Annotated in this window: 17 protein-coding genes (1 of these 17 cut by a window edge); 5 read left to right on the forward strand and 12 right to left on the reverse strand. The window is 58.9% G+C overall.

From position 1 onward, the window contains the following. The first annotated feature begins 37 nt into the window (after positions 1 to 37). A complete protein-coding gene (locus ACFSAG_RS03150; RefSeq protein ID WP_381511340.1) occupies positions 38 to 1,693 on the forward strand; it encodes an NAD+ synthase in 1,656 nt (551 codons plus the stop codon). On the opposite strand, the gene sppA is transcribed toward ACFSAG_RS03150, so the two are convergent. Beyond that, positions 1,690 to 3,573: a signal peptide peptidase SppA gene (gene sppA / locus ACFSAG_RS03155; protein WP_381511342.1), complete on the reverse strand. Its 1,884-nt coding sequence runs from the start codon at positions 3,571 to 3,573 to the stop codon at positions 1,690 to 1,692. The two genes, ACFSAG_RS03150 and sppA, sit on opposite strands and share 4 nt — an antisense overlap. Positions 3,574 to 3,980: 407 nt before the next feature. Beyond that, on the reverse strand, positions 3,981 to 4,511 hold the full coding sequence (locus tag ACFSAG_RS03160; protein ID WP_381511344.1) for a hypothetical protein: 531 nt from the start codon (positions 4,509 to 4,511) through the stop codon (positions 3,981 to 3,983). A 50-nt stretch (positions 4,512 to 4,561) separates the two neighbouring features. On the opposite strand from ACFSAG_RS03160, the gene ACFSAG_RS03165 reads away from it, so the two are divergent. After that, the gene (locus ACFSAG_RS03165) at positions 4,562 to 5,308 is read left to right on the forward strand and encodes a TlyA family RNA methyltransferase (RefSeq protein WP_381511346.1); all 747 of its coding nucleotides are present in this window, start codon (positions 4,562 to 4,564) and stop codon (positions 5,306 to 5,308) included. A gap of 2 nt (positions 5,309 to 5,310) precedes the next feature. On the opposite strand, the gene hemN is transcribed toward ACFSAG_RS03165, so the two are convergent. After that, entirely contained in the window at positions 5,311 to 6,594 is a 1,284-nt protein-coding gene (hemN, locus tag ACFSAG_RS03170; protein ID WP_381511347.1) for an oxygen-independent coproporphyrinogen III oxidase, read from the reverse strand. A gap of 172 nt (positions 6,595 to 6,766) precedes the next feature. On the opposite strand from hemN, the gene ACFSAG_RS03175 reads away from it, so the two are divergent. Genes ACFSAG_RS03175 through ACFSAG_RS03185 form a run of 3 tightly spaced genes read left to right on the forward strand, consistent with a single transcriptional unit; the run spans position 6,767 to position 8,489 of the window. Next, positions 6,767 to 7,582: a universal stress protein gene (locus ACFSAG_RS03175; RefSeq protein WP_381511350.1), complete on the forward strand. Its 816-nt coding sequence runs from the start codon at positions 6,767 to 6,769 to the stop codon at positions 7,580 to 7,582. Between the two features lie 24 nt (positions 7,583 to 7,606). Continuing rightward, the gene (locus ACFSAG_RS03180; RefSeq protein ID WP_381511352.1) at positions 7,607 to 7,795 is read left to right on the forward strand and encodes a YgaP family membrane protein; all 189 of its coding nucleotides are present in this window, start codon (positions 7,607 to 7,609) and stop codon (positions 7,793 to 7,795) included. A 25-nt stretch (positions 7,796 to 7,820) separates the two neighbouring features. Beyond that, positions 7,821 to 8,489 (forward strand): OmpW/AlkL family protein, encoded by a 669-nt coding sequence (locus ACFSAG_RS03185; RefSeq protein ID WP_381511354.1) that lies wholly within the window; start codon positions 7,821 to 7,823, stop codon positions 8,487 to 8,489. A gap of 112 nt (positions 8,490 to 8,601) precedes the next feature. Here ACFSAG_RS03185 and ACFSAG_RS03190 read toward each other — a convergent pair whose 3' ends face one another. The 9 genes in view from ACFSAG_RS03190 to ccoN are tightly spaced (at most 12 nt apart) and all read right to left on the reverse strand, a layout consistent with a single transcriptional unit that may run on beyond the window. Further along, complete coding sequence (locus tag ACFSAG_RS03190) at positions 8,602 to 8,844, reverse strand: hypothetical protein (RefSeq protein ID WP_374614150.1); 243 nt, start codon at positions 8,842 to 8,844, stop codon at positions 8,602 to 8,604. Next, on the reverse strand, positions 8,837 to 8,992 hold the full coding sequence (gene ccoS, locus ACFSAG_RS03195; protein WP_374614148.1) for a cbb3-type cytochrome oxidase assembly protein CcoS: 156 nt from the start codon (positions 8,990 to 8,992) through the stop codon (positions 8,837 to 8,839). Before ccoS ends, ACFSAG_RS03190 begins: the two co-directional genes overlap by 8 nt. Further along, complete coding sequence (locus ACFSAG_RS03200) at positions 8,989 to 11,130, reverse strand: heavy metal translocating P-type ATPase (RefSeq protein WP_381511356.1); 2,142 nt, start codon at positions 11,128 to 11,130, stop codon at positions 8,989 to 8,991. Before ACFSAG_RS03200 ends, ccoS begins: the two co-directional genes overlap by 4 nt. Continuing rightward, positions 11,127 to 11,594, reverse strand: coding sequence for a FixH family protein (locus tag ACFSAG_RS03205; protein ID WP_374614144.1), 468 nt, complete (start codon positions 11,592 to 11,594; stop codon positions 11,127 to 11,129). Before ACFSAG_RS03205 ends, ACFSAG_RS03200 begins: the two co-directional genes overlap by 4 nt. Further along, positions 11,591 to 13,048 carry a cytochrome c oxidase accessory protein CcoG gene (gene ccoG / locus ACFSAG_RS03210; protein WP_374614142.1) on the reverse strand — a complete coding sequence of 486 codons (1,458 nt, stop codon included), beginning with the start codon at positions 13,046 to 13,048 and terminating at the stop codon, positions 11,591 to 11,593. Before ccoG ends, ACFSAG_RS03205 begins: the two co-directional genes overlap by 4 nt. Further along, positions 13,035 to 13,973, reverse strand: coding sequence for a cytochrome-c oxidase, cbb3-type subunit III (ccoP, locus tag ACFSAG_RS03215; protein WP_381511359.1), 939 nt, complete (start codon positions 13,971 to 13,973; stop codon positions 13,035 to 13,037). Before ccoP ends, ccoG begins: the two co-directional genes overlap by 14 nt. Then, positions 13,966 to 14,124 carry a cbb3-type cytochrome c oxidase subunit 3 gene (locus tag ACFSAG_RS03220; RefSeq protein WP_381511361.1) on the reverse strand — a complete coding sequence of 53 codons (159 nt, stop codon included), beginning with the start codon at positions 14,122 to 14,124 and terminating at the stop codon, positions 13,966 to 13,968. The genes ccoP and ACFSAG_RS03220 overlap by 8 nt, the downstream gene beginning before the upstream one ends. Then, positions 14,121 to 14,870, reverse strand: a complete 750-nt coding sequence (gene ccoO, locus ACFSAG_RS03225) for a cytochrome-c oxidase, cbb3-type subunit II (protein WP_374614136.1) — start codon at positions 14,868 to 14,870, stop codon at positions 14,121 to 14,123. Before ccoO ends, ACFSAG_RS03220 begins: the two co-directional genes overlap by 4 nt. Before the next feature lie 12 nt (positions 14,871 to 14,882). Next, a protein-coding gene (ccoN, locus tag ACFSAG_RS03230; RefSeq protein WP_381511364.1) for a cytochrome-c oxidase, cbb3-type subunit I crosses the window boundary here: on the reverse strand, positions 14,883 to 15,093 show its final stretch. Its footprint extends 1,448 nt past the window's final position; only the last 211 of its 1,659 coding nucleotides appear in the window; the start codon falls outside the window, past its right edge — the gene reads right to left on this strand; it ends in the stop codon at positions 14,883 to 14,885.

The following is a 15,093-nucleotide window of genomic DNA, read 5'->3' on the forward strand; positions in this document are numbered from 1 at the left end:
CTTGCCCGCCTCGATTGTGGACAATAGGGAAGAAAGCATGACCGATACCCTGATCATCGCCATGGCCCAGTTGAACCAGCGTGTGGGCGACCTGAAAGGCAATGCCGATGCCATGCTTGAATGGCGGGCAAAGGCTGGGGCGGTCGACCTGGTGCTGTTTCCGGAACAGCAACTGATTGGCTATCCGGCCGAAGATCTGGTTCTGAAGCCTGCCTTCCAGAAAGCCGCTGCGCGCGAGTTGGATCGGCTTGCCCAGGCGACGGCCGATGGTGGCCCGGCTATGCTCGTCGGCTCGATCCTGCAAGAGGGCGATGCGCTCTACAATATCGTCGCGCTGCTCGACGGCGGGAAAATCGCCGCGATCCGCAAGAAGCACGAACTCCCCAATTATGGCACTTTCGATGAGAAACGGATTTTCAAGCCTGGGCCTTTGCCGGAGCCCGTGGAATTTCGTGGGGTCAAGCTTGGCCTGCCAATCTGTGAAGATGGTTGGCTGCCCAAAGTCTGTTCACACCTCAAGGCGCAGGGCGCCGAATTGCTGATTTCGGTCAATGGCAGCCCGTATGAAATCGACAAGGACGACAGACGGCTCGAGCAGGTGTTTGCCGCACGCGTCGCCGAAACCGGCCTGCCGCTGATATTCCTCAATCGCATTGGCGGGCAGGACGAACTGGTTTTCGATGGCTGCTCCTTTGTCCTCAATGCAGATGGAGTTGCCGCGCACCACCTTCCCGATTGGGAGGAGCATCTGCGGATCACCCGCTGGCGCAAACAGGCTGGCAGATGGACATGCGAAGCGGGCGAACTGGCGGAATGGGAAGACCATCCGGCAGACATCTATTCTGCGATGGTGCTGGCGCTGCGCGACTATGTTGATCGCAACCGATTCCCTGGCGTCGTGCTCGGGCTTTCGGGTGGGATCGACAGCGCCATCTGCGCCGCGATTGCCGCCGACGCGCTGGGGCCGGACCGCGTCTGGTGCGTGATGCTCCCCAGCCGCTTCACAGGGCAGTTAAGCCTCGACCTCGCCAGCGAATGCGCGAAGATGATCGGCTGCCGCCTCGATACAATCCCGATCAATCCGGCCGTGATCGCTTTTGATGAAATGCTGGCAGGCAGCTTTGCCGACCGCGAGGTCGATATTACCGAAGAGAATGTGCAATCGCGCATTCGCGGCGTGACGCTGATGGCGCTCTCGAACAAGTTCGGCCACATGCTGTTGACCACCGGCAACAAGAGCGAGATGAGCGTCGGCTACGCCACCATCTATGGCGACATGGCGGGCGGATATAACCCGCTGAAAGACGCATACAAGATGACGGTGTTCGCGATTTCGCGTTGGCGTAACAAGCACAAGCCGCGCATCGGCCTCGGGCCAGATGGGGCGGTAATGCCTGACGCCATCATCACGCGTCCCCCCAGCGCCGAACTGCGGCCTGACCAGAAAGACAGCGACAGCCTGCCCGAATATCCCGTGCTCGATGATATCCTGCTCGGGTTGGTGGAGCAGGAGCTTTCGGTCGATGAGGTCACGGCGCGTGGCCACGATCGTGCTGTGGTCGAGCGGATCGAACGGTTGCTTTACATCGCCGAATATAAACGCCGCCAGGCACCGCCTGGCGTGAAGCTGGGCAGCCGGAATTTCGGCCGCGACCGGCGCTACCCGATTACCAACGCCTTCCGCAGCGGTTAGAACAACCGCGTCAGCAGGATATCAAACCAATTTCCTGTCCCGGAATCACGGTCCGCCATAGGTACGCCGGCAACTGCCGCGCATTCTAGGCAGCGCACTTGGGCGCCCTTGGCCGTCATCAGCATGCGCAGGTCGGCAGCCATTTGTTCGAACAGCATTTGCTGCTCCCAAGCTGCACGGCCAAAGAGATCGGTCGGCATTTGCGCTTGTGCCGGCTCGGGCATCAAACCGCCAAGCAATGTGCTCGCAAAATCGGGCTGCGGATCGATGTAGCGCGGGTGCCAATCATCTTTCCCAAGTTTTGCAAGGCGGGCCGCTTCGGCAAGGGCGGCGTCAAGGCCGCCCATCTTGTCCACCAGACCCAGTTGCCGCGCTGTGGCGCCAGCCCACACACGGCCTTGCCCAACGGCATCGACCTGTTCGACCGATTTCTTGCGCGATGCGGCAACACGGGTGAGGAAGTCGCGATATCCCTTTTCCACCACCGCCTGCGCCAAGCGATCAAATTCCGGACTGATACCGCCAAGGACATCAGGCTCCCCCGATAATGGGGTGGTGCGCACGCCATCGGTGGTCACACCCCATTTGCCCAGCGCTTCGCGGCCGGAAGGCAAAACTCCAAATATGCCGATCGAGCCTGTGATCGTCTCGGGCTCGGCCAGGATGATATCGGCCGGCATCGAAATCCAGTAACCGCCGCTGGCAGCAAGGTTCGCCATCGATACTACCACCGGCAGCTTGCGCTTTTTCGCTTCAGCGATAGCGAGCCTGATTTTTTCGGAGGCGGTGACAGAACCGCCAGGGCTATCCACACGAATGACCAAGGCCTTGAGGCTATCGTCCTGCAGCGCCTTATAGATCAGCTCAGATACGCTGTCGCCTGCGGCAATGCCCGGCCCGCCTTTGCCGTCGATGATCTCGCCCGAAATGGTAACAACGCCGATGGGACTGCCTGCACTGGGAGCGCTATGCGCAGCCAGCAATGCATCCGGCCGCGTTTCGGCAAAAGAGCCCGCCGACTCGTCACGGCCTTTGCCTACCTTGGCGGCGACATATTTGCCGAAAGCTACCCGGTCACCCAGCCTGTCGACCAGTCCATTGGTAAGTGCCAATCGCGCCAAATCCCCCTTAGCCGCTTCGACAGCGGCAGGCGCATCGGCCAGTAGGGCGTCCAATTTGGCCTTTGGTCGGGCCTTGGCGACATCGCGGCGCCACTCGGCCCAAACCTCGTCATAAAGCGACTGCATCGCCGCCTCGGCCTCGGGCGACTGGTCGGCACGCATATAAGGTTCGACCGCGCTCTTGAAAGTGCCGACGCGATAGATGTGTGCCTTGATGCCCAACTGGTCGAACAGTCCCTTGAAATAGGGGCGAGAGCCGCCTGGGCCAGTAGGCAAAACGCCGCCCATTGGATCAAGCCAGATTTCGCTCGCATGCGCCGCAAGCTGATAGCCATCATCGGTATATCCGGTTGCGAAGGCATAGACCGGCTTGCCCGTCTTGCGCACCGCATCAATCCGTTCTGCAATCGCCGCAAGGCTGGCCTGCCCGCCGCCCATGAAGCGATCGAGATCGAGCACCACTGCCTTTATCCGATTGTCGCTGACAGCTAGCTCAAGTGCGCGCGATATATCCCGCTGGCGGAATTCGCGCACCGGCGCGCGTTGCGACAGAAGGGCTGCAACCGGATCGATCGCAGCCGGCTGTTCCGATACCGTACCATCAAGTTCAAGCAACAGGGCACCATCATGCACCGCCCCTGGATTGGGGCCAGCGCTCAAAAGTGCATAAAGGAAACCGAAAAAGACAAGCAGGAATAGCAATGCCAGCCCGTCCTTGAGGGCAACCAGAAACCGCCACACGCCTTTGAGAAATGCCATAATCTGCCTCGACTTTCGTTTGGCCTATGTAGGGTAGTGGCGAAAAGATTCCAGCGCCGTTCGACAAAGCAAGCGGCAGATATGCGAAAGGGGCCGCGCCGTTTAGGAGCGACCCCTTTCTTGCATGGTCAGCAGCCGGACTAGCCGCTGCCGGGAGTGGTAGTCATGCTGATATCAGCAGCCGATCCCCCGAACGGAAATGTCCGACCTCGTAACTGAACCATGAGACATCGGATCACCTCCTTTCGATTGTTGAAAACTGTTTGCGTCTTGCATCTGCTTGCCCTCCGCGACTCAAATTTGAATCAAGCGAATCTTGGAAACAAGACTTGTTTTTCGAAAATTTTCTGGCAAATATCTTGCCTCTTGCGCGGGGCCATCCAAAGCCCCTTTTTTATTGCCCGCAATCAGCGGCAATCCTCGATTACCCGGCCCAGTTCGGCCCAGTTGGGAATGGCCATTGATCGCAAACCGCTGACTTCAACGGCAAAACGCCCGCGGCTGAAGGCCATGGCATCGAGGATCGGGTCACGTGGCATGATTTCAGCAGCGTAATATGCCGGGGTTGTGGAAGCTTGCAACGCGGGCAGCGATTTCATCGTCGAACTGGTCCGGATCAAGATAGAACCACCAGAACCTGTTCCCGCAACCGACAAAAAGATGCGTGAGCGCCCTTTGTCGCAACGCAAGGTGAGCGTCGCATCTGCACCCGCAATGCCGAAAAGGGCAATCGATCCGCGGGCATCGGTGCGATAAACCCATGTTCCAGGTTCAATCGGCCAGTCGATCCATTCGCCGCTTGGTCGCGTAGGCTTTGGCGCTTCGCTGACCATGGGCGCCGCTGGCTTGGGCGCCGGTTGCGGCGCAGGGGCTGGCTTGGGTGAAGCGCAGGCCGCAAGTGCAAGCACGGGCAAGAGGATCAATGGCTTTAACCGCATGGATACCCTTATGGCCAATCGCCCGGCTTTGGGCTAGGCCCCAAATCATCATGGCCAAACCGAAAGTCCGGATAGACCAACTGCTCGTCGAACGCGGCCTCGCCGAGAGCCGGACGCGCGCGCAGGCACTGGTTATGGCCGGGCATGTCATGCTGGGTGACAAGAAAGCAGACAAGGCGGGGTTGCAGGTCGCCGACGATGCCGAGATATCGGTAAAGGGGCAGGATCATCCATGGGTTTCACGGGGCGGCATCAAGCTTGCCCATGCGTTGGAGCATTTCGGAATCGACGTGACAGGCTCCGTCGCCATCGACGTCGGATCCTCTACCGGCGGTTTCACCGACGTTTTGCTCAATAAAGGCGCGGCGAAGGTTTATGCCGTCGACAGCGGCACCAACCAGCTGGCGTGGAAATTGAGACAGGACCCGCGTGTCATTGTGCACGAACAGACAAGCGCGCGGATTTTGACAGCGGAGCATGTGCAAGAACCGGTCGACATCATCGTCTGCGATGCCAGTTTCATCAGCCTGTCAAAGGTACTTGAACGGCCCATGACTTTCGCCAAGCCCGAGGCGCAGCTCGTGGCGCTCATCAAACCTCAGTTCGAGGCAGGCCGGGGCGAGGTAGGGAAAGGCGGAGTGGTCCGCGATTCAGCCGTCCATCAAAGGGTGTGCGCAGAAGTTTCGGCATGGCTGGAAAGTGTTGGTTGGCGGGTGGCAGGCCTCACCGAAAGCCCGATTACCGGCCCCAAAGGCAATGTCGAATTCCTGGTCTGGGCGGTTAAAGCGCCAGATTAAGGTCAGGCAGCCAAGGACCCAGCGCCGAGAGCAGGCAGCGTCGTATCAAACAGGGCCGCAACTACGCGAGCATAAGGCCGACCTGCGTCGGTCAGTTCGATGTCATTACCATCCTGAACAACAAGCTTGCGTTCCAGAAGCTGCCGTAGCGATGCCATGGCCGCAATGTCGTCCGAAAGGCAGGATGCCTCGGCGCGCCCCGTGCAAAGCAATTGCTCGATCCGTTTTGCACGCAAACGGTCTTCGCCATTGAGGGTCAGGCCGCGTCGACCAGCAAGCTGGTGTGCACCAACTATCTGCCGGTAGTTTCCTGGATTTTTTTCATTCTGTATGATAGCGTCCGGAAACTGGCTGATTGCGCTGGCGCCAAATCCGATCAGCACATCAGACTGGTCTTCGGTGAAGCCTTGAAAGTTGCGCCGCACCTTGCCTTCGGCTGCCGCAATCGCGATCGGATCGTCTGGCAGCGCGAAATGATCAAAGCCGATAGGCACATAGCCATCGGAGACAAGCCTTTCATACCCAATCGCCGCTTGTTCAAACCTCGCCTCTACACCTGGCAGCGCCGCGCCATCGATACGCTTCTGCCGCGGGAAAACATGTGGCAAGTGGGCATAGCCAAAGAGCGCGACTCGCGAAGGTCGCATACGCAGAACATGGTCGAGCGTGGTCAACAGGCTCTCATTGGTCTGGTAAGGCAGACCATACATCAGATCGAAATTGATCGCACGGATGCCCCGGGCGCGCAGCGAAGCCATACAGGTTTCGATCATTTCAACAGGCTGGATGCGTCCGATAGCGGCCTGGATTTCCGGATCGAAACTTTGGACCCCGAAACTCACGCGACTGACCTGTGCGACTGCCAGTGTCATGGCCCATTCAAGGCTGAAGGCGCGCGGATCAATTTCAACCGAAATGTCAGGATTGTTGCCTGCAAACATCGTCACCAGCCGGTCGACCAACCGAACAAAAGCAATGGGCTCGATCGCGTTGGGGCTGCCGCCACCAAAGGCAATGCGTTGCAGCCGGCCTCGACCGCCCAGCAACTTTGCAACGAGCGTCATTTCCGCTTCGAGTGCCTCAAGATAGGCATGCAACCGCTGCGTCCGGCCTGCAGCCCCGGTGTTGCAACCACAATACCAGCAGATCGACTGGCAGTAGGGGATATGCGCATAGAGCGAGATTGGCGTTCCGGAAGCTACGCTGTTCAGCGCCCGAGCCTGCGACTCAGCTCCGACTTCCTCTGTGAACAAGGTGGCCGGCGGATAGCTGGTATATCGCGGCACAGGCCGTGCCAAAAGATCCGGGAAATAAGGCCACATAATGCCGCGACGCTAGGGATTTCGCGGAGAATTGGCTTTGATCTCAATCAAGAAGTTCCTTGTCTTTGGTCAAGGACATTCGCCGCAGCGAATCTAAAATTTGCTGCATCCGCACGGAATTGCAGGGGAAGTTGCAATGCTGAAATCTGTATTAGTTCACGTCCATGACGATAGCGGCTTCGATGGCCGCCTCACCGCCGCGCTAGATATTTGCCGCGCGCATGATGCCCATCTTACTTGCATGCACGTGACGCCTTACGGCGCTTATGCGACCTTCGATCCTGCTGGTGGCATGTTCACCAGCAGCATCCTCATCGAAGAACTGCGCAAGAAACAGGATGCCTTGCAAAAACTCGTCGAAGAACGCCTCTCCAACGAAGATGTTCGTTGGGACTGGCAGGCATTTGATGGCGATGTCGCGCAAACGCTGGTGTCGGCATCCTCGCTCGCCGACTTGGTCGTGCTGGGTCAGGCCGGGCCGCATAAGGGCGATATCGCGCACCCGTTGCCGATCGTTGATGCAGTCGTTGTGCATGCGGGATGCCCTGTGCTGGTGGTTCCGACGGGTTGTGATCGTGTCGATCCGACAGCACCGGTCGTTGTCGGCTGGAACGCTTCCGAACAGGCTGCGCGGGCGATCCGCCATGCCCTGCCGACTCTGCAGATGGCCTCAGCGGTCCACCTGGTTTCGGTCGGCGACAAGGATGAGGAGTTTCCGCAGACCGCGGCATCCGAATATCTTTCGCGCCACGGCATCAACACCGAATTGCACACGCTGAAACCGGGCGTGCGTGACACTGATGATGTCATTCACCAATTCGCGCTTGATAACGGCGCGGGCTGCATTCTGATCGGTGCCTATGGCCATTCGCGGTTGCGCGAAACGTTGCTCGGCGGCGTCACCCGCTACCTAACGATGCAATCGCGCGTTCCACTGATGCTGTCGCGTTAGTTCAAGCAGAAAGGCCAGCAAAACATGAACCGCAATGTTGGAAATACCGATCGCATCCTGCGCGTTGTCGCAGGCCTTATCCTGATTTCGCTCGTCTTCATCGGGCCGAAAACCGTCTGGGGATGGGTGGGACTAATCCCGCTCATCACCGGGCTATTCCGCTGGTGCCCGGCCTATACGCTGGTCGGGGTCAGCACCTGCAAGAAGCAATAACCCAACGCTCACAGGGAGTTACATCATGAGCACCAAGATAAAAACGATTTCTACCCTCGCCCTTTTGATGGCTGGCATGGCAGCCACCCCTGCCATGGCCGAAGCCGGCGACACCTTCATCCGCGTACGCGGTATCGTGGTTGCGCCGAACGAAGATTCGACTGGCATCACCCCGGCATTTCCGGCTGAAACGGTTTCGGTCGACAATGCAGTCGCCCCGGAAGTCGACATCACCCACATGTTGACCAACAATGTTGGCGTTGAACTGATCGCTGCGACAACCAAGCATAGCGTAGCGGGAACGACCGGGACCACCGGCGGCATTGGCAAGCTGGCTTCGACCTGGGTGCTGCCGCCGACCCTGACGCTGCAATATCATTTCGCGCCTGAGGCGAAGGTCCGCCCCTATGTCGGCGCAGGTGTGAACTGGACGCTGTTCTACAAGGAAAAGGCATCGACCGGCCTTGAAGCCGCTGTCGGCCAAACCAATGTGCATCTGAGCAGCAGCTTTGGCTGGGCCGCACAGGCAGGTATAGACATCGACCTCAACGAGAAGATGTTCCTCAACTTCGACGTCAAATATATCAAGATGGACACCAATGCCCGTCTGAACACAACAGCTGCTGGCATCCAGCGCGTCGGTGTCGACATTGATCCGTTCGTCTTTGGCGTAGGCGTAGGCTTCAAGCTCTAACCACGCATTACAAGCTCCTCCCTCTGGGGGCGGGTTCGCAAGAGCCCGCCTCTTTTTTATGCCTGATTGGTGTGAGAGCAGGGACGAAACGCCGCGACCGCGCTAGCTGAATTCAGCAGCAATCGTCTTGATTGTCCTGGTTCTTCTTGCGCCGGTCATTGGCGGCATGGCAGCCCTTGTTGCAGCAACCATGGTCCGAAGGTGCTGCGGGATCTGCGGGGATATCGATACGGTCCATTCCGCCCATGCAGTTCGAAACAAGGATCGAGCGTGCCTGCGCGGCAGCCGGCAAAGGCATTGAAAGCGCTATGACAGACAGCAAGGCAATGAAAGGGTTGATCCGACGCTCATTCATCGACCGGCGCATCCTCATCAATCAGGATGCGCAAGGCTGCACCATCCAGATCTTCAAACTGGCCGCTACGAAGCGACCAGAAAAAGGCGCCAAGGCCCAGCAAGCCGAGCCCGAGGGCAATCGGGATGAGGAAGGCGATACCCGTCACTTTGCCGCCCCCTTGAGGCGCAGAGCGTTGGCGACAACAATCACCGACGAACCTGACATGGCGAGTGCAGCAATCAGCGGGGTCACCATACCCATGATCGCCATGGGTACGGCGATCACATTATAGCCGATTGCCAGTGCGAAATTCTGCCGGACAATCCGCTGCGTGGCGCGCGAGGCGCGAATGGCGATGGCAACAGGGGCAAGGCTATCGCCCATGAACACCGCATCGGCGGCATTTTGCCCTGCATCGCTGGCCGAGGCAGGTGCCAATGACGCGTGGCCTGCGGCAAGCGCCGGTCCATCATTCAACCCGTCTCCGATCATCAACACCTTGTGCCCTGCGGCGGCCAGACGCGAAATCGTGTCGAGCTTGTCTTGCGGATGCATTCCGGTCTGCGCCGTCAGGCCGAGTATACGCGCAACCGGCTGTACAGCCTCTGCACGGTCGCCCGACGCAATACTGCTTTCGATGCCCAGCGCCTTCAGTTCCCGCAACGTGGCTGCAGCCTCTGGGCGCAAACTATCTTCGAATGTCAGCAAAGTCGCCGGCGCATCGCCCAGCTGGAACGCAACCGCGAGCGATGCACCGACGTCTCCCCCAAAGAGTGCTTTTTCCGGCCGGACCAGCCGCGCCAGCTTGCCCTGCCAAATGGCTTCGACACCTTTGCCTGCTATTTCGCGGACATCAGTAATGTCCGCCGCAGCAACCGCTTTTGCTTCCAAGGCACGGCGCACAGCCTGCGACAAAGGGTGACGGCTCGATCGGGCAAGCGCGAGCGCGACCGGTGCCACTTCCGCGTCGAGCGAATCGATGTTTGTCGGTTCGGGACGGCCAAGGGTCAGCGTACCGGTCTTGTCCAAAAGTGCTCGGTCGACCTCGGCCAGACGCTCCAACGCAGAACCATCCTTGACCAAAATACCCTTCTTCATCAGCGCGCCAGCGGACACAATCTGCGCCGCTGGAACAGCGAGCCCAAGAGCACAAGGGCAGGTGATGATCAGCACTGCGACGGCAATCAGCAGCGATTGGTGCCATCCGGCCCCGGCAAGCATCCAGCCGGCAAAGCTCAACAACGCCAAAGTGTGAACCGCAGGTGCGTAATAGCGTGCGGCACGGTCGGCGATGCGGACATAGCGTGACTTGGATTGCCCCGCATCCTCCATCAATCGAGCAATGTCGGCCAGCGCGGTGGCTGCACCCGCCGCGGTAATCCGCACCTCTACCGGTGCATCGACATTGAGCGTTCCTGCATGCACCAAATCGCCATCGGCGACCGCAACCGGCAGCGATTCCCCGGTCAAGAGCGACAGGTCGAACTGCGAGTTTCCTTTGGTCACGACGCCGTCAGCAGCCAGCCGTTCGCCTGCTGCGACGAGCATGACCATGCCCGGCTTTAACGCATCGGCATTCACCCAAGCTGATGTGCCATCCTCGGCCAATACCAGTGCACCGGCGGCCTTGTGTTTCAGCAATGCTGAAACGCCATCGCGCGCACGATCGCGCATGACGCTGTCGAGCCAGCGACCGGTCAGCAGGAAAAAGAGCAGCATGACCGCACCATCGAAATAGGCGTGCGCGCCGCCGACAAAGGTTTCGAACAGCGATAAAGCGGTCGTCAGGATCACCCCGATTGAAATCGGCACATCCATATTGGTGCGCCGGTTCGATACTGCATTCCATGCCGAGCGGAAAAACGGCCGGCCCGAATAGGCAACGGTCGGCAATGCGATCAGTGCGGAAAGCCAGTGGAACAGGTCTTTCGTTCCGCCGCTTGCCCCCGACCATACCGAAACCGACAGTAGCATGATGTTCATCATGGCAAAGCCGGCCACCGCCATCGCCTTCAGCAGTTCGCGGCTGCTTTCGTCGGTGAAGCCCGCCAGTTCATCGCCCAAAGGTTGGGATTCAAATCCCAAAGCGGCAATGGCGCGCTGGATTTCGGGAATGGTGGTTTCGGGCAGGTGGCTGATCGCCACGCGCTTTGCGGTGAAATTGACCCGTGCCGCGGCGATGCCGGGAACCAGGGCCAAGCCATTCTCGATTTTCGAAATGCACCCGGCGCAACGCATGCCAGGCACGGCAAACAGCGATTCCGGCAAGGCTGCTATCGATGCGCGGGGTGCGGGAGCGTTCATTGGATATCTGCCACCATTCGATAACGGTCACTTGCGCGTTTCACTTCCACCCGGAGCAACCAGCGACCAGCGGGCAATGCTTCGCGCGAAACATAGCTGCCATCACCCTGCGATGCGAATTGCAGCATACGTTCGGGCGTACGTCCCAGCGGATGTTCCGCCTTGGCCGAAACAACGAAATTAAGACCAGCAGCACCATTGTCGTCGACGATGAGGCGAACTTTGTCTCCGGCTGCGCGTGCGGCGGCAACCGTCCATCCCAGTTTCGCCTCTTTGTCAGCCTCAGCCAGCCATTCATTATATTGCTGGCTGGCGACATAGCTGTTGTCGACCACGGTACCGCCAAAAGTGCCAACGGCGACTTTAGCCATATAGATATTCACCGCGATCACGATGCCGAAAAATCCGATGAGGATCGCCGCCATGTGATAGCCGGTGAAGGGTTTTGCCGTCTGGTTGCTCATTGTCCTGCCTCCGGGCGTTCGAAGCGCACGCTGTCGCTATCGCCTTTTTCATTTCCGGTCAGCGCCTCTGCCTGGATGTCGAAATCGGTACGTGCTGGGCCCTCAGCCGGAGCGACAACAAACAGCCGTACCTTCTGCACCGTATCGGGCGCGACCGACAATTCGATCCGGTCAGATGCCGTTTCACGCGAACCCGTGGTTGTCCAAGCAACCGCTCCCGGGAAATTCTTGATCACCAAAGCTACTTTGCGCTGGCGCGTTTCCATGTTGCGCACCTTGACGGTGTAGTTGTTGCGGATCGAACCGTCCGAAAGCTGCACGTAAAGCGGGTTGCGATCATGCTGTACGGTCAGGTCAAGGCGGGTGCGCTGGCCAAGCGTGAACAGCATGGCAAGGCCGATCGCCGACCAGATACCGAAATAGATGATCGTGCGCGGACGGAACAATGTCTTGAGCGTCGGATGCGCCGTTCCGCCTGCTTTTTCGGTCGCGACATCATCGAGCGTGAGATAATCGATCAGGCCGCGCGGACGACCAATTTGTTCCATCACGCTGTCACATGCGTCGATACACAAGGCACAGGTGATGCAGCCGATTTGTGGGCCTTCGCGAATATCTATGCCGGTCGGGCAAACCGCAACACATTGGTTGCAGTCAATACAATCACCGAAAGCACCGGGTTGCGCCTCGGCCTTCTTCACCGAACCACGGGGTTCGCCGCGCCAATCGCGATAGGTTACGATGAGGGATTTTTCATCCATCATCGCCGTCTGGATGCGGGGCCAGGGGCACATATAGACGCAGACCTGCTCGCGCATGAAGCCACCGAAGATGAAGGTGGTCGCCGTCAAAACGCCAACGGTCGCATAGGCCACCGGTGCTGCCTGGCCGGTCCAGAAATCAACCGTGAGGGTCGGCGCATCGGCAAAATACATGATCCACGCACCGCCGGTCCAGAAGGCGATGAAAAGATAGATCGACCATTTGGCGAGCCGCTTGAAAATCTTTTCCGGGCCCCATGGTGCCTTTTCGAGGCGGATTTGCGCGTTGCGATCGCCGTCGACGAAGCGGTCGACATGCTGGAACAGGTCGGTCCATACCGTCTGTGGGCAGGCATAGCCGCACCATGCCCGGCCAACCGCGCTGGTGACGAGGAACAGGCCAATACCCGCCATCACCAGCAATCCGACCACATAGTAAAACTCGTGCGGCCAGATTTCGATGTTGAACATGTAGAAGCGGCGGTTGGCGAGATCGACCAGCACGGCCTGGTTGGGCGCGTGCGGCCCCCGATCCCACCTTAGCCAAGGCGTGATGTAGTAGATCGACAGGGTGATCGCCATGATCGCCCATTTGAAACGGCGGAAGAATCCGCTGACCGCTTTGGGGTAGACACCCTTGCGCTTTTCATAGAGCGGGTTGTCCGCCCCTAGCAGGTCATCAAGGTTGGCCATTGGCCGCCTTCGCCTCCATCGTTGCCGGTGCGGGAGCTGCCGCTGCCGGCGTTGCTTCGCCGCCACCCAGCGAGTGGACATAGGCTGCAAGCATCTTGATTGTAACCGAATCGAGCTTGTCGTTCCAGCGCGGCATGACGCCCTGACGGCTTAGCTTGATCGTTTGCGTTAACGTCGCCTTGTCGCTGCCATAGAGCCAGATATTGTCCGTAAGGTTCGGGGCGCCAAATTCGCGAAGACCCTTGCCATCGGTGCCATGGCACGATGCGCAATTGTTTGCGAAAATCTCTGCACCCTTAGCATTGGGCTTTGCCTTGCCAGACAAGGACTGGACATGGGAAACCACCGAAGAAATCTCCGCTGGCGTCAATATGCCATCAAAAGCGGGCATTTGTGACTGGCGGGTTTCCGGATGGTCGGGGTTACGGATACCGTGCGTCAGCGTGTAATGAATCGCGCCGATATCACCGCCCCACAACCAATCGTCATCATTGAGGTTTGGATAGCCCTTCGATCCGATTGCGCCCGAGCCGTGGCACTGCACACAATGGACCTTGAACGCGGCCGATCCACCTGCAACGGCACCCTGATATAGCTTCTGGTCGGAAACCAGCTGCTCTACCGGAATGGCGGCAAGCGCGTTGACCAGCGGTGCACGATCGCTTTCTGCGGCTTTCATTTCAGCTGCCAACTGCCCGCGGCTCGTCCATTTGAGAACGCCCTCGGTTGCGCTGTTGACCAGCGGCCAAGCCGGATAAAGCACAACATAGACCAGCGACCAGACGATCGTCAGGTAAAAGGTCCACAGCCACCAGCGTGGCAATGGCGTATTGAGTTCCTCGATTCCATCCCATTCATGGCCGACAAAGGCCGTGCCCGTGGGCTGGTCGATGCGTTGTTTATTGTCTGCGGGATTCTTAGCCATTGTCGTCGTCCCCGAAAATCATGTTGGCCGCGTCTTCGTGGTGGCGGCTTGCCCCTTTGCGGAATGTCCAGCCGACGAGACCCAGAAACAGGATCACCGTGAACAGCAGTCCCCAGCTGTCGGCAAAATGGCGCGCGGTGTCGTAATTCATTTCGCCACCTCCGCATTGGGTACCTGTTGGGCAGCAGCCTTCTTGTGATCGACCAACGTGCCCAGCATCTGCAGATAAGCGACCAGCGCATCCATTTCGGTCAACCGCGTCGGGTTGCCGTCAAAATCGCGGACCTGTACCTTTGCATAGCGTTTCTTGAGGCCAGCACTGTCAGCGTTGGGATCGGCCTGTGCGACCAGATCGGCGTTGGCTTCGGCGATGGCTTCCTTGCTGTAAGGAACGCCCACATTGCTGAGCGCAGCCAATTGCTTGCTCATATCGCCCACATCAAGATCGCGATCGGCTAGGAAGGCGTAAGGTGGCATGATCGATTCCGGCACCACAGCGCGCGGATCTTTCAAATGCTCGCGGTGCCATTCATCCGAATAGCGACCGCCTACACGCGCCAGGTCAGGCCCGGTGCGCTTGGAACCCCATTGGAAGGGGTGATCATACATGCTTTCCGCAGCCAGGCTGTACGGGCCATAACGTTCCACTTCGTCGCGGAACGGACGGACCATCTGGCTGTGGCAGACATAGCAACCTTCGCGGACGTAGATATTGCGCCCGGCCTGCTCGAGCGGGGTGTAGGGCCGCATTCCCTCCACCTTCTCGATCGTGGAGTCGATCCAGAAGAGCGGCGTGATTTGCACCAGACCACCGATTGCGACGGTAACAAGGGCAAAAAGGCCAAGCAGGGCGACATTGCGTTCCAGCTTGCCATGTTCGATGATTCTGAAAGCCATTTTTATTGCTCCTTATTCGGCCGGTACGGCAACCGCCGGGCGGTCCGCTTCAGGATTGTGGGGGGTTTCGGTCATCGGCAGTTCTTCGCGCAGCGGGCTGCCGGCGATCGTCTTCCAGATGTTGACCGTCATCACCAAGGCGCCAGCAAGATAGAGCAGGCCACCAAAGGCGCGGATCAGGTACATCGGGAACATCGCATCGACCGTTTCGACGAAGGAGTAG

This window comes from Sphingorhabdus buctiana, from assembly GCF_042680825.1.
Taxonomy (GTDB): domain Bacteria; phylum Pseudomonadota; class Alphaproteobacteria; order Sphingomonadales; family Sphingomonadaceae; genus Sphingorhabdus_B; species Sphingorhabdus_B buctiana.

Coding starts and splice junctions, on each gene's coding strand:
- sppA (WP_381511342.1), bottom strand. CDS start 3,573: ATGGCATTTCTCAAAGGCGTGTGGCGGTTTCTGGTTGCCCTCAAGGAC.
- ACFSAG_RS03205 (WP_374614144.1), bottom strand. CDS start 11,594: ATGAGCAACCAGACGGCAAAACCCTTCACCGGCTATCACATGGCGGCG.
- ACFSAG_RS03200 (WP_381511356.1), bottom strand. CDS start 11,130: ATGAACGCTCCCGCACCCCGCGCATCGATAGCAGCCTTGCCGGAATCG.
- ACFSAG_RS03185 (WP_381511354.1), top strand. CDS start 7,821: ATGAGCACCAAGATAAAAACGATTTCTACCCTCGCCCTTTTGATGGCT.
- ccoP (WP_381511359.1), bottom strand. CDS start 13,973: ATGGCTAAGAATCCCGCAGACAATAAACAACGCATCGACCAGCCCACG.
- ACFSAG_RS03220 (WP_381511361.1), bottom strand. CDS start 14,124: ATGAATTACGACACCGCGCGCCATTTTGCCGACAGCTGGGGACTGCTG.
- ACFSAG_RS03150 (WP_381511340.1), top strand. CDS start 38: ATGACCGATACCCTGATCATCGCCATGGCCCAGTTGAACCAGCGTGTG.
- ACFSAG_RS03165 (WP_381511346.1), top strand. CDS start 4,562: ATGGCCAAACCGAAAGTCCGGATAGACCAACTGCTCGTCGAACGCGGC.
- ccoO (WP_374614136.1), bottom strand. CDS start 14,870: ATGGCTTTCAGAATCATCGAACATGGCAAGCTGGAACGCAATGTCGCC.
- ACFSAG_RS03160 (WP_381511344.1), bottom strand. CDS start 4,511: ATGCGGTTAAAGCCATTGATCCTCTTGCCCGTGCTTGCACTTGCGGCC.
- ACFSAG_RS03175 (WP_381511350.1), top strand. CDS start 6,767: ATGCTGAAATCTGTATTAGTTCACGTCCATGACGATAGCGGCTTCGAT.
- ACFSAG_RS03190 (WP_374614150.1), bottom strand. CDS start 8,844: ATGAATGAGCGTCGGATCAACCCTTTCATTGCCTTGCTGTCTGTCATA.
- ccoG (WP_374614142.1), bottom strand. CDS start 13,048: ATGGCCAACCTTGATGACCTGCTAGGGGCGGACAACCCGCTCTATGAA.
- ACFSAG_RS03180 (WP_381511352.1), top strand. CDS start 7,607: ATGAACCGCAATGTTGGAAATACCGATCGCATCCTGCGCGTTGTCGCA.